7 protein-coding genes are annotated in these 13,882 nt (G+C 65.8%); 3 read left to right on the forward strand and 4 right to left on the reverse strand.

Annotation, left to right across the window (positions count from 1 at the left end):
* Window positions 1–4: 4 nt before the first annotated feature.
* The gene (locus ADE01S_RS12660; RefSeq protein ID WP_062682042.1) at window positions 5–1,972 is read right to left on the reverse strand and encodes an EAL domain-containing protein; all 1,968 of its coding nucleotides are present in this window, start codon (window positions 1,970–1,972) and stop codon (window positions 5–7) included.
* 524 nt (window positions 1,973–2,496) lie between these two features.
* Here ADE01S_RS12660 and ADE01S_RS12665 point away from each other — a divergent pair.
* From ADE01S_RS12665 to ADE01S_RS12675, 3 genes are read left to right on the forward strand one after another with little or no spacing between them, the layout of a single operon-like run.
* The gene (locus tag ADE01S_RS12665) at window positions 2,497–3,879 is read left to right on the forward strand and encodes a putative bifunctional diguanylate cyclase/phosphodiesterase (protein WP_062682043.1); all 1,383 of its coding nucleotides are present in this window, start codon (window positions 2,497–2,499) and stop codon (window positions 3,877–3,879) included.
* Between the two features lie 36 nt (window positions 3,880–3,915).
* Window positions 3,916–4,983, forward strand: coding sequence for a chorismate synthase (gene aroC / locus ADE01S_RS12670; protein WP_062682044.1), 1,068 nt, complete (start codon window positions 3,916–3,918; stop codon window positions 4,981–4,983).
* 35 nt (window positions 4,984–5,018) lie between these two features.
* Window positions 5,019–5,861 carry a M48 family metallopeptidase gene (locus tag ADE01S_RS12675; protein ID WP_062682045.1) on the forward strand — a complete coding sequence of 281 codons (843 nt, stop codon included), beginning with the start codon at window positions 5,019–5,021 and terminating at the stop codon, window positions 5,859–5,861.
* Between the two features lie 27 nt (window positions 5,862–5,888).
* On the opposite strand, the gene ADE01S_RS12680 is transcribed toward ADE01S_RS12675, so the two are convergent.
* The 3 genes from ADE01S_RS12680 to ADE01S_RS32245 form a co-directional block, all read right to left on the reverse strand.
* Window positions 5,889–7,853 carry a bifunctional diguanylate cyclase/phosphodiesterase gene (locus ADE01S_RS12680; RefSeq protein ID WP_062682046.1) on the reverse strand — a complete coding sequence of 655 codons (1,965 nt, stop codon included), beginning with the start codon at window positions 7,851–7,853 and terminating at the stop codon, window positions 5,889–5,891.
* 17 nt (window positions 7,854–7,870) lie between these two features.
* Entirely contained in the window at window positions 7,871–8,554 is a 684-nt protein-coding gene (locus ADE01S_RS12685) for a transglutaminase-like cysteine peptidase (RefSeq protein WP_172600306.1), read from the reverse strand.
* 102 nt (window positions 8,555–8,656) lie between these two features.
* A partial coding sequence (locus ADE01S_RS32245) for a type I secretion C-terminal target domain-containing protein (protein ID WP_062682048.1) occupies window positions 8,657–13,882 on the reverse strand: 5,226 nt, incomplete at its 5' end.

Genomic DNA, 13,882 nt, shown 5'->3' on the forward strand with positions numbered 1-13,882 from the left:
TCCGTCAACTAGAAACCCATGGATGTTCGGATGCGAGGTCGTGAGATTGGGCGCAGTTTACGCCAGCGCCGCGTATGGCGTGGACGCCCAGGCCTTCCAGGATATTCTGCGTCGCCAGGTCGGGCACGTCTTCCGCGTAGACCGCCATGTGCAGCGTGGTGGCCGTCGCCACCACGGTGGCGGCCAGGTGGCGGCTGCCCGGGCTGTGCAGCAGGCCCGTAATGAAGCTGCCGCTCAGTTTCAAGTAGGACAGGGGAAATTCGTGCAGGCGTTCCATGGCCGCGAACTGCTGCGACAGGCGCGCCACGCCGATCCGGCAGCCAGCGGCGGTGGCGATGCCGCAAAGCTGGCTCAGTTCCGCTTCCTGCTCCACCAGCGCCTCGGCGTCCACCTCGATGATGAGGCCGGCCGTCAGGGTGGGGCGGTCGGCCAGCATGCGTTCCAGCCGGGACAGGAACGAGGGTTGCGCGAGCGAGGCCAAGGCCACGGGCACCGCCAGCGCGCCCGGGCGGGCATACAGCCAGTCCAGGGCCAGCCGCAAGGCCTGCACGTCGCATTCCGCGGAAAGCCCGAGCCGCACTGCGGGAGGCATGAAGATCGACGCCGGCACGGGAGCGGCGTCGGCGGTGTCGTGCAGGGTCAGGCTGGCTTCCTGGTGCAGCAGGGCGCCGGACAGATCGTGCAGCGGTTGCACGGACAGCGAGAACCGGTGCTGCTCCAGCGCGGTGACCAGGGCGTCGTGCCAGCTGTATTCACCGATATGGGTACTGTCGGGAACGCGGTTGGCGGGCATGACCTGGTCGTCGTCGGCGCTTTCGGCGCACATCAGCGCGTGATCCAGGCGGGCCAGGGTTTCGCTCATGTTGTCGCCGGGCGCGTAGGCCGTCATCGCCAGCGCCCAGCGGCACCATCCGTGCTTGTCCATCGGCACGCGCAGCGAGCGCAGTTCGCGCCGCACGCGCTCGGCCAGCAGGCCGGCCTGCGGCGCCGAGGTGCGCGGCAGCAGCAGGGCGAAGTCGGAGCCGCTCAGGCGGGCGATGAAGGAGGCCTGGCCGCCGAATTCGGTCACCAGCTTGCGCAGCCGGTCGGACGAAGAGCGCAGCCACTGGTCGGTGAAGGCGCGCGACAGGTGGCGGTTGATCTCCGCCAGGTCGCGCTGCCTGAACATCAGCAGATGGCCGCCCGCCTCGGATTCCTTGTCCGCCAGCGCCTGCCTGAATTGTTCGATGAAGTACCGGCGATTGCGCAGCAGGGTGACCGGGTCGCGGTTGACCTCGCTTTGCAGCGATTCGATGCGGGCATTCTGTTCCTGGACGGCGGCGGCGACCATGCGCTGCGCATCGGCCAGCGCCTGTTCCGTTCCAGCCGGGGGAACGATGCCGTCCGGAGGGAGACCGGGCTGCGGGGCCGGGCGGGGGCCGCGGGCCGGGGCCTCGGGCCGCGTTTCCATCCGCCGGGCCAGGTTCAGCGCCAGCAGTATCCAGAGGACGCCGGCGGCGAGGATCAGGCCCAGCACCCGCACGCCGCCTTGCCACAGCGTGTCGCGCGCCTGCCGCGAATCCGCCTGGACGAACACGGTGCCCTGCGCGGCGCCGTCGGCGCTCGCGTAGGGACGGGAGACGAGGGGGGCTTCCATGTCCAGCCAGGCGTTGCGCCAATCGTATTCCCGGCCGGGCGCGTCCGTGGGTTGGGCCTGCCGTTCGAAGGCGGGGCTTCCCTTGGCGTCGGTGACGCGCACCAGCGCGTACTGGCCCCGGGCGAACAGTTCGTCGGCCAGCGCGGCCCGTTGCGAAGCGCCGCCATTGGAATGCGACAGGGCCCAGGCGAGCATGGCGGCCCCTTCCTCGCTACGCTGCGTCAGCTGGGCTTGCAGATAGCGATGCGCGGCCATCATCCCCATCGCCTGGGCGCCGAGCAGCACGAGGGCGAGCAGGAAAGCGGTAAGGAAAAGTAGCCGGCGGAACGTGGACATGTGTTTGAAGATTCCCTTCCTGCCCGGCGTGGCGCCCCGGGCGCGGGGCGCCTGGAGGGCCGACCGACGGGGCAGCATGTAGAGAAGCGTCCGACAAAACCTGGATAAGAAACGTGACACACGTTACTAATACATCAGCGCTGCCGTCTGTACTGTAATTCTACATGTCACATAACGTACAGAATATTACTAAATCCATGCCGATATCGGACAAGCTGTGCAATTATTTCGATGCTGCTTGCCGTCCGAGTGACAACTATCGAGACAAGGCGTATTAATTTTTCCGGTCTGGCTGTCGTAGTAGTAAGGACGAAGCATGCCGCAAGGGGCCGGGGAAAGCTATCCATGGGCCGTCTTTCCCGCCCGCGAGCACGCAAAGAATAGTAGGAATACAAGGAAAAAGAGGCGCGTTGCCTCTGAAGTGTGGCGTTTTTTTGCGAAACTAATGCATAATTTAAAAAATGTTACAGCCCTTGGGTTCCCTTCCGAACCGCAACGCCGGGGGCTTATGGATAGGGGGCTCCGTGCGTGAGAGTTACCTGCTCGCACTGTGCCTGGTGCTGGCAGTCTCGCTTGTGGCGATATGCCTGATCTTCGCACGCAGGGAGCGCGCGTTGCGCCGCCGCCTGCGCTGCGACGAACTGACGGGCGTGCTCAGCCAGCAGGAGCTGCATCGCCGCGCGCGAGCCTGGCTCGACAGCACGGGCGGTCGTTCGCGCCGCGGCGCCTTCTTCCTGTTGGGTTTCGAGCAGTACGCCGAGATCAGCGCCATGCTGCGCGCCGGAGAAGACCAGGCCCTGCTGGTGCAGGTCGCCGGCCGGCTCAGCCTGATCGCGCGGGCCCTGGGCGGCATGGTGGCGCGCACCGGCCCGGACACGTTCACCGTCTGTGTGCCTGAAGTGGACGAGGAAGGGGCGGCGCAGGTGTCGGCCAAGCTCCTCGAAGACCTGAGCGCGCCCTACGAGCTGGGCGGCCGTCCCCTGATCGCCGTATTCCGGATCGGCGCCGCCCTGTATCCGGAGCACGGGCGCAGCGTGGAGGAATTGCAGCGCTGCGTGCAGGTGGCCCTGGTGCCGCTGAAGGAACGCGGCGGCCCGGGCTGGAGCCTGTTCGATTTCCGCATGCTGGCGCGCCAGCGGGACCGCCAAGGCCTGGAGAACGACCTGCGCCTGGCGCTGACCACGCCGGCCATGGAGCAGTTCGAACTGTATTACCAGCCGGTCTGCGACAGCGGCACCGGGGTGGTGCAGGGATGCGAGGCGCTGTTGCGCTGGCACCATCCCGTGCTGGGCAGCGTGTCGCCCGCCGTCACCATCGAGCTGGCCGAGCGCAGCGGCCTGATCGTGCCCCTGGGGGCCTGGATACTGGAACGGGCCTGCTCCCAGGCCGCGCAATGGCCGGCGAACTGGCGTGTGCACGTGAACCTGTCGGTCAAGCAGATGGACGAGGACGGCCTGATCGATCTGGTGTCGGACGTGCTGGCCGGTGCCCGCCTGGCGCCGCGCAAGCTGGTGCTGGAGATCACGGAGTCTATCTTCATCCTGCACTACGAGCGGCACGTGAAGATACTGAACGCGCTGCGGGCCATGGGCATCGGCGTGGCGCTGGACGATTTCGGCTGCGGCTATTCCAGCCTGAACCACCTGCGTTCGCTTCCCATCGATTGGGTCAAGATCGACCGTAGTTTCATCTCCGCGCTGGAGTCCGATGCCGGCAGCCGCGAGGTCGTGTCCGCGTTGTTCGGGCTGTGCCAGGCCATGCATCTGCCCGTGGTGGCCGAAGGCGTCGAAACCGAGGGCCAGCGCGAGATCCTCAAGTCGTTGGGATGCCGGGTGATGCAGGGATTCCTCCTGGGGCGTCCCGCGCCGGCCTCCGAAATCCAGGCTTTGGCTTCGGCGGTGTCATAATCGGGGTTGCTTGCAAACCCGACCCGTTGACTCCCTATGCCCGGCAACACCCTAGGTACCTTCTTTACCGTCACCAATTTCGGCGAATCCCACGGACCGGCCATCGGCTGCGTCGTGGACGGCTGTCCTCCCGGGTTGGCCCTGGACGCCTCCGACATCCAGCGTGAACTGGACCGCCGCCGCCCCGGCACCTCGCGCCACGTCACGCAGCGCCAGGAAGCCGATCAGGTCGAAATCCTGTCGGGCGTCTATGAAGGCACGACGACGGGCACGCCGATCGGCCTGCTGATCCGCAACACGGACGCGCGCAGCAAGGACTACTCCAATATTGCCGACACCTTCCGGCCGGGCCATGCCGACTACGCCTACTGGCGCAAGTTCGGCGTGCGCGATCCGCGCGGCGGCGGGCGTTCTTCGGCGCGCCTGACCGCGCCCACCGTGGCCGCCGGGGCCATCGCCAAGAAATGGCTGGCCGAGCAGTACGGCGTCCAGGTTCGCGGCTACATGAGCCAGCTGGGCCCGATCGCCATTCCCTTCGTCTCCTGGGACGAGGTGCCCAACAATCCGTTCTACGCGCCCAACGCCGACGTGGTGCCGGAACTCGAAGCCTACATGGACCAGTTGCGCCGCGACGGGGACTCGGTCGGCGCCCGCATCGAGGTCGTGGCCGAGAACCTGCCCGCGGGCTGGGGCGAGCCGATCTACGACCGCCTGGACGCCGACATCGCGCACGTCATGATGGGATTGAACGCCGTCAAGGGCGTGTCGATCGGGGCGGGCTTCGACAGCATCGCGCAGCGCGGTTCCGAGCACGGCGACGAGATCACGCCCGACGGCTTCCTGAGCAACCATGCGGGCGGGGTGCTGGGCGGCATTTCCACCGGCCAGCCGGTGACCGTGTCGCTGGCCATCAAGCCCACGTCCAGCATCCGCGTCGAGCGCCGCTCGGTGAATCGCGCCAATGAGCCGGTCATGGTGCAGACGCTGGGCCGCCACGATCCCTGCGTCGGCATCCGGGCGACGCCCATTGCCGAGGCCATGCTCGCGCTGGTGCTGATCGACCATGCCCTGCGCCATCGCGGGCAATGCGGCGATCCGGTCTGATACGCTGACGCACTTCGAATACCCTGGAGGCCGACATGAACCGGAAACGTAATCTGCTGCGCAACGCGGGGGCAGCGCTTGTTCTGGCCGCCCTGGCCGGCTGCACGGGCATGAATACCACGCAGTCCGGCGCCATCGGCGTCAACCGGACGCAGTACATGTCCAGCATGGTGCCGTCGCAGGCGCTGGAACAGGAAGCCACCCAGCAATACGCCGACATCCTCAAGCAGGCGCAGGCCAAGGGCCAGCTGGATCGCGACGCCCAGCAGCTGGCGCGCGTGCGCGCCATTTCGCAGCGGCTGATCGCTCAGACGCCGGTGTTCCGGCCGGACGCTTCCGGCTGGAAGTGGGAAGTGCACGTGCTGTCCAGCGACGAGGTCAACGCCTGGTGCATGCCGGGCGGCAAGATCGCCGTCTATACCGGCCTGATTTCCAAGATCAAGCCCACGGACGACGAGTTGGCCGCGGTGCTGGGGCACGAGATCGCCCATGCCTTGCGCGAGCATGCGCGCGAGCGGGTCTCGCAGCAGATGGCCACCAATCTGGGGCTGTCGGTGCTGTCGATCGCGACGGGATCGTCCGCGGCCTCCGACCTGGGCGGTCAGCTGACCAGCGTGATGTTCACGCTGCCCAACAGCCGCACGCACGAAACCGAAGCCGATCGCATGGGCGTGGAGCTGGCGGCCCGGGCGGGTTACGATCCGCGCGCCGCCGTGACGCTGTGGCAAAAGATGGGCGCGGCCGATCAGGGCAGCGCGCCGCCCGAAATCCTGTCGACCCACCCGTCGGCCGCCTCGCGCATCAGCGACCTCCAGGCTGCCGCGCAGCAGGTGCTGCCGCTGTACGAGCAATCCAAGGGCAAGGCCGCCGCGCGCTGATCGTCGCGCGCAGCGGGGCGGGGCGGGTCAGGCCCCGTCGCCCGCCGTCTTGACGCCGGGACCCCGCATGATGACGATGCCCAGGTCGGCCAGGATCCGTTGCGTTTCGGCGTCCGGGACATCCTCGGCATAGACCGCGATGTTCAGGTTCCGCGCCGTTTCCAGCACCGACGCAGTCAGTTGTTGGCTGCCCGGGCTTTGCGACATCCCGCCCACGAAGCCGCCGCCCAGTTTTACGTAGGACAGGGGCAGGGTGTGCAATTGCGCCACCGCGCCGAACTGCTGCGCGAGGCGACGCACGCCGATATGCGCGCCGAATTCGGTGGCGACGCGGGCCAGGGTGGCGATCTGCTCGTGGCATTCGACCAGGCCGTGCGCATCGACTTCCAGATACAGCCGGCGGGCGAGCGGCCGGTGTTCCGTCAGCAGCAGAGCGAGCTGGCGGAAGAACTTCTGCCCCCGCAGCGAGGGCAGGGACACGCGCAAGGCCAGTTCGCCGGGATGGGCGGCCAGCCAGGCCAGGCCCAGGCTCACCGTTTCCAGGTCGCAATCGGCCGCCAGGTCCAGCCGCACGGCGGGCGGGATGAACAGCGTCGCCGGGATGGGCTCCTGGTCTGCGGCGGTGCGCAGCATCAGCATGGCCTCGGCGCGGACCGTGCTGCCGTCCGTGGCCAGCAGGCGTTCGGTGGCCAGTTCGAAGCGGTGCTCTTCCAGGGCGGACACGATGGCGTCCTTCCAGGCGCGTTCGCCGGACTCCGAGGGCGACTGCATGTCGGTGGCACCCGCGATCACGACCTGGTCGTTGCCGGCGCTTTCCGCCCGCATCAGGCCGAAGTCCAGCCGCGCCAGCACCGGGCCGGCCTGGTTGCCGTGGCCATAGTCGGTCATGGCTTGCGCCCAGCGGCACAGGTGTCCTTCGCCGACCGGAATGCGCGAGGCGTGCAGGTCGGCCCGCACCTGTTCCGCCACCATCATCGCCTGCGGCGCCGCGCAGCCCGGCAGCAGCAGCGCGAAATCCGATCCGTTCAGGCGGGCCAGCAGCGGCGAGGCCACGTGCATGCGCTTGAGCGTGGCGCCGATGCGCTCGCACGCCGTGCGCAGCCATTGGTCGATGAACTCGCGGGGCATGTGGCGGTTCAGATCCGCCAGGTCGCGCTGGCGGAAGACCAGGATATGGCCGCCGTCGACGGCGCGTCCGGCCACGGCCGGGGGCGCTTCCAGCGCCCGGCGGAATTCGTTGACGAAGTACTTGCGGTTCGGCAGGCCCGTGACCGGGTCCTGGTTCAGTTCCACTTCCAGCGATTCGATCTTGGCGTTCTGCTCTTCGACACTGGCGTAGACGCGTTCGCGGGTCTGGTTCAGGGCCTGGACCACGCCGGACAGTTCGGGCACGCGCGCTTCGACCTGCTCGGACGGCGTTTCCTGCCCGATGCTGCGCACGTGATCGCTGATTTCGCGCAGCAGGCGGTTCTTGATCCAGCCCACCAGCAGGAAGGCGAACACGGCCCAGAGAATGCCCGCGCCTACCACCAGGGCGATCATCCTCAGGCTGCTGCGCCACAGGGCTTCCCAGGCATAGGCGTCGTTGGCGACCAGCGTGACCTCGCCGATCTGGCGCCAGCCGTCGCTGACGGCATGGGTGGCCGGCTCGGCGTTCAGCGGCGCCAGCGCCTGGAACCAGGCGGGCACCGACGCGGCGGTGGCGGTGGAGCGCCGTTCGATCAGGACTTTGCCTTCCGGATCCGACAGCCGCACCAGCGAGAAGTGGCCGCCGTCGTACAACGCCGACACCAGCAGTTCCTGGACCACCGGATCGTTGTTGGCGGGCTGCGACAGGGACAGGGCCAGCGACACGGCGGCGTCGGTGCTCTGCACCTTCAATTGGCCCGACAGATACTCGCGGGCCGAATTGACGCTGAGCGCCAGCGTGCCCAGCAGGATGACGCCGATCGCGAGAGTGACGCTGAGCAGTAGCTGTCGAAGTATGGACATGGTCTTGTTTCCGGAAATCAGGGACGCACGCCTTCACGTTCCATGCGTTGAAGCAGATCACGCCAGCGGCTGAGGCGGTCAACCGGGGCGGCGGGTTTGCCGTCGACGTACACGCCGTCGGCGTTGAAGCTGAACACCGGCGTCAGGTCGCGGCGCTGCGTGGCAGGCAGGATAGTGGAGATCAGGCTGTCCAGCACCAGCGGCACGGCGTTCGGGGTTTCGTAGTAGCCGAGCACCATGTGGGCCACCTGGCTGCTGCTGGCGGCGCCGCCGATGCGCGCGCGCACGTAGATGAAACGCAGCTTGTTCGCCGGGACGCCCAGCGCAAGCAAAGTGAAGTACTTGCCGATGACATAGTCTTCGCAGTCGCCCGCGCCTTTGCCCAGCGATTCCAGGGGCGTGGCCCAGTAGTCGGCCTGCTTCCAGATGGTGATGTCCTCGCCGGACAGCAGGGAGCGGTTCCAGAAGTCGTTGGCCAGCGTCAGCGTTTCCCTTTCCTGGGCGGGTGCCGGGCCGCGCATCATTTGCAGCCAGCTCGATACGGCCCTGGAGCCTTTCGCGCCATAGCGGCTGGCCGAGAGGCTCTGCAGCCGGTCGGCGTTGACTTCCAGGGCGGAACTGCCGCCCCAGCCGCAAGCCAGGCATAGCAAAACCAATCGGCACAGATTCAGCGTGCTTCGGTAACGGCGGGTCGAAGGCATGAACCGGATTTTCACATGTTTCTGAACGTTTCTGGTGAAAAGTCCAAAAAAATGAGGCATCCGGAGACGGGCTCGCCAGGCCCGTCCCCTATTTGCTACAGCTTAGTGGTGGTCGACGTTCAGCTTCCCCTTCTGCAGCAGGTCGTTGATGACGGCCTGGTTGCTCATGAGCTGACCGTTGGCGTCGTGCATCAGGTCGACGTTCTCCAGCACGATCTTCTGATCCGCACCCTGGCTGCCGAGCTTGCCCTGGGTGTTGATTTCGATGAGCGTGTTGTTGGAGTTGGCCGGATCCTGCTTGAAGTTCAGGTACTGCGACAGGTTGCCGTCCTTCTCGCCCACGAGCAGGTCCTTCAGGTCCAGGACGTCGCCGCCATCGGCAGGCTTCGCCAGGGAGAAGTCCGTGATCCGGTCGACTGCCGGGTTGGCGGTCGTGCCCTGATCGTTGAGCTCCCAGCGGAAGGTGTCGGACCCTTCGCCGCCGGTCAGGATGTCGTTGCCCTTGCCGCCGATGAGAACGTCATTGCCCTTGCCGCCGTCCAGCGTGTCGTTGCCGTTGCCCGCCAGCAGGATTTCGCTCTTGTCGGTGCCGAGCAGGTGGTTGCCCGAATGGTAGGTGATATCGACATTGGCGCTGTCGCTATGGCCGTCCGCCGTCTGGATCGTGTAAGAACCATTGGCCGTGGCGCCGTCCAGATCGGCGTTGCTGTAATCGATCTTCATCGTCAACGTGTAGCTTTCGGAGCCGGTATAGCCGCCGGAATCCCGAACGTTGACGATATGGATCTCGTAGTCCCCGGACTGCCCGGCGAGGAAGCTCTTGCCATTCTGGACCAAGATGAAATCGTCATTGCTGCCGACCAGCCGATATCCCATCCAGATATCCGTGTTGCCACTGAGATTGTGCGACAGCGTCAGCTTTTCGCCGGCAACCAGGGCAATGGTCAGCAGATCTTGATCGTTGCCGTTGGTCGCGCTGATGCCGTCCAGGTAGCCTTTGACTTTCACCTGAGCCTGATTGGTTCCTGCGCCGGATTTCGAGAAATCGCTACGCGATACCGTGAGTTCCTTATATTGAGCCGTGTTGTCCTTCTTGTCGAAGCTATAGGTCAACACATTCTTGCGAGTGAAGTCCTTGGAGGCGTCCCAGCCCGTATTCACGGTCAGCGGCCCCATCGTCAGCGCGCCGGTGCCGCGCACATCGTTGGCCAGCAAGGATCCCGCTTGCACTGCAAGCTGCGTGCCGAAGATGTTGGTGATGATGCTGTCGTTCACCGCATCCGGAGCCTGGTAAACCGGCGCGGTCACGTTGACCGTGATGCTGGAGGTCGCCGTGTCGCCATCGCCGTCCCGCACCGTGAACTGGATGGTGTCGGTGCCGGCCGTTGCCGGCGCGTAGCGGTAGTTGCCCATGTTCTCGCCGGCCAGGTCCAGCGTGAACTTGCCATGCGCGGTGGTCACGGTCAGTTCGGACGTCGCCGAATCGAAGGTGTACGTGGCGCCGGAGGTGGCGGTCACCTTGTTGGTCGCGGCATCGTAGTTGTACGTCTTGCCCTCGATGACCAGCTGCGTGATGCGCGCGCCAGCCAGGTCGGCGCCCAGCGTGCCGCCCGCGGCGATGTCGCCGGTGATGGGCGGCGCGATGGTGCCTTCGATCGCCGCGTCCAGACCGTTCAGGTCCTTCACGAGGATGGTGTTGCCGCTCGCGGGCGCGTCGGGGTTGTAGGAGATCGGATCGATGTAGCCGCCGGTCGCGCCGGTGCCCAGGCCGATGCCGTACGAATTGATGTGGTTGTCCGTGAGGAACTTCTCCCAGGCCGCCTGCTGCGTGGAACCGACCGAGCGATTCCAGTCGGGTTCTCCATCGGTGAAGAAGTAGGAGATGTTCTGAACGTTGGCGCCTTCCAGCTTGCCCGCCCCAGAGTTGTTCCACGCGTTCATGGCCGTGTTCAACGCTTCCTGGTAGTTGGTGCCGCCATCGGCTTCGAGCTTGGCGACGAGCGCCTTGGCGTCCGCCAGGGACATCCAGCCGCTGCCCTTCTGCGTGGCGCTGCTGTTGAACTCCACGATCATCACGCGCACGTCGCCGGCCTCGCCGTACTTGTCGAGCAGGTTGTTGACCGAGGCCTTCAGCACGGCCAGGCGCGACAGTTCCGTCCAGCCGCTCTTGACGCCGCTGCCGTAGGCCATGCTGCCGGAAGTATCCAGCGTCAGCATGATGTTGGTGCCGTGCGACGACAGCGCCGAGGTTTCGGCGATCGGCTTGAGCTCGGGAGCCGTGTCGGTGATCAGCACACCGAGGTCGCCCGTCGCCTTGCCGCCGAACTTGTCTTCCACCGTGATCTGGAAGTGATCCTGCACGTTGGTGTCGTCGCCGCTGTGCTGCTGCGCGCCGCTGGACTGGTAGGTGTAGGTTACCTTGCCGGTGGCGGCGTCGTAGCCGGTCAGCGTCAGCGTGCCCTTGCTGGTCGTCAGGGTGAGCGGGTTGTTGGCCAGATCCGCCAGGCGTTCGAGGGTAAGCGTTGCGTCCGCATTGCCCGCGCCGTCGAGGGAGATCGACTTCAGCCCGGCCGCCGCGGTGACCGTGAAGGACCCGCCTTCGACCGCCTGCGCCTCCGATACGCTCAGCACGCCTGGCGCGCCGGCGTTGTTGTCTTCGATGACCAAGGTGGGGCCGGCCGGCTCCACGCCGCCGACCTGGAACTGGCCGGTGACTTGGTCGCCATCGGCGTCCGTGACGCGGTATGTGAAGTCGATCAGGTCGTTGGCCGTGCCGTTCATGGGCTGGTACTGATAGAACTCCCACTTGCCGGTGGCCGGCGTCAGGCGGATCTCGAACACCAGCTTGCCCGAGGCGTCCAGCCCCTGAATCAGGTTGCCGTTGGAGGCCACGTTGGTCGTGATGGCGCCGCCGTCGCGCGTGGTAAGGCCGCTTTCCACGCCCGTCAGTTGCAGCGTGCCGGGGCCGTCCGCGCCGTAGGCATATTGCAGGGTGCCATCGGCATAGGCGATGGCATGGACGTCCTCGCTGCCCAGGAACGTTACGCCCGTCACCGTGAAGTCGCTGTTGTCGCTGGACGAATTCTTGTGATTGTCGGTGGCCGAGACCACGATCGTGTCAAAGCCGCCTTCCTCGACCCGGAAATTCGCCGCGTAGTCGCCGCCATTCTGATCGGACGTGAAGGTGCGTTCGGCGATCAGCACGCCGTCGCGATAGAAGCGGGCGACGCCGCTTTCCACTTCACCGCCGTACATTGCCGCGAAATCGATGGTCGCGCCGTAAGCGATCTTCCCGCCGGTAAGGCGGATCGTCAGTTCTTCCGACGCGCCCTGACCGTTCAGTTCACGATAATCTACCTCGTTGGCGATGTTGTGGTACGGCGATCCCGTGCTCGCCACGCCCAGGCCGGAAGTGCTCTGGTTGACCTTGGCATCGACGAGCGTGAGATCGGAGCTGGAGGTGAAGCCCTTGGCCGAGACTTCCACGGCGCCATTGCCGAACGTGAATTTCCATTGGCTATCGCTCGTGGAGCTGCCGGCAAAGGACACCTTGCCGGTGTAGACGTCCGGGATGCCGGTGGCCTGCACCGACACCGGGGTGTTCGGCTGCACCACCGGCATATCGTCTTCGATATTGACGGTGATGTCGGCGGTACCGGTGGCGCCATGCTCGTCGGTGACCTTCACGCCGATATCGAACGACTTGACGTCCTCGACACCCTTCGTCGGGTGGTCGATCGGGGCGCTCAGCGTGATGTTGTAGTGGCCGGTGTTGTCGATCGTGACCGTGATGACGGTCTTGCCGTCCGCTGCGCCGGTCAGGGTATGGCCGTCAGGCGAAAGCGTCCATGCCACGGGCTTGCCGCCCGAGGTAAAGGCGCCGTCCGCGGGCTGCAGCAGCGTAACGGTCTGGCCCTGCGTGCCGTTGGCGTCGGTGATCACCAGATTGCCAGAAACGGTGGCGTCGTCGGACTGGTCCGTGGGCGTGCCGGTGGCGTCCTTGATGCCGCCAGCCAACCCTTCCTCGGAGACGGTAACGGACACGCTGTGAACCTCGGGCGGGCTGTTTTCCGTGCCCTTGGACGTCACGGTAAAGTCGCCGGTGACCTTGTCGCCGTCGCCGTCGGTTCCCGTGACGCCAACCGTGAAGTCCATCGGACCCGCGGGGATGCTCTCCGTGTAGGAGCCGGTCGTCAGGAACGACATCTTGACGCCGTTGCCCGCCGCGAGCTGCACGGTATCGAAGTGCGTCAGCGAAGGCGTGCCCTCGGCCAACATTTCCTTCGAGATATGAATGGCGCCGGTCGCGCTGTCCACAGGCACGGAGAAGGTCTTGGATTCGGTGCCGCTCCACACGGTGACGACGACAGTGCCCGGTCCCTTGACTTCAGCGACATTCAGCTTGAAGTCGGAGAGGGCCTGGGTAAACGCCATGCGGAAGCTCTCACCTGCGTCGAAGGAGGTGTTGCCGATCCCGAACGAGTTGCCCTTGTCGGTCTCATTGGCGTTGAACTTCTGCCCGCCGTCGGTAGTCAGCTTGGCGTAGCCAAGGTCGTAGCTCGATTGGGGCTTGTTGGTGATCGCCGAGTCCAGATTGATCGACTCGGTCGTACCGGGGCGAGCCTCGTGCTGGGTGACCGTGTAGCCGCCCGCCGGATTCAGCGTCACCGTGAAGATCTTGGTGCCATCGGGCGAGAAGATATCGACGGAAGCCTTGTCGAGCGCGCTGGTGGTCCAACCCTGGGGCAGATCGCCGATGGACGACACGACCAGCGTGGCGCCCTTGGCGTCGGCGCCCGTGTTGAACTCCAGGGTGCCAGTGGCGATGGACGACGTGTTCTCCATCGTCGTATCGGTGATCGCGCCGAACTCGGGGCTGTCATCCTCGATATTGATCGAGATGGTGCCGTTGCTCGTGGTGTGGCCATCGCTGACCTGCACGCCGACGCCCAGCTGGAGCACGTCCTCGATGGAATTCTGCGGATGATCCACCTGGCCCGACAGGGTGACGGTATAGGCGCCCGTATCGGTCATCGTGACCGTGATCACGGGATTGCCCTCATGGTCGTTGCCGACCAGCGTATGGCCATCCTGCGACAAGGTCCAGACGACCGGCTTGCCTTGCGAGCTCAGGGCGTTGGCCGCCGGCTGCACCAGCTTGACGGTATGGCTGTCGTTCACGTCCACGTCGGCAATGGTCAGCTTGCCGGAGTAGGTAACGGCATCGGTCGTGTCCGTATTGCCCTGGTCGTCCTTCAGACCATGCGGCAACCCTTCTTCGGAAAGGTTGAGCGTGGCGCTGGTGATCGTCGGGGCATCGTTGGTGCC

Source organism: Achromobacter denitrificans NBRC 15125 (assembly GCF_001571365.1).
In the GTDB taxonomy this organism is placed as follows: Bacteria; Pseudomonadota; Gammaproteobacteria; order Burkholderiales; family Burkholderiaceae_B; genus Achromobacter; species Achromobacter denitrificans.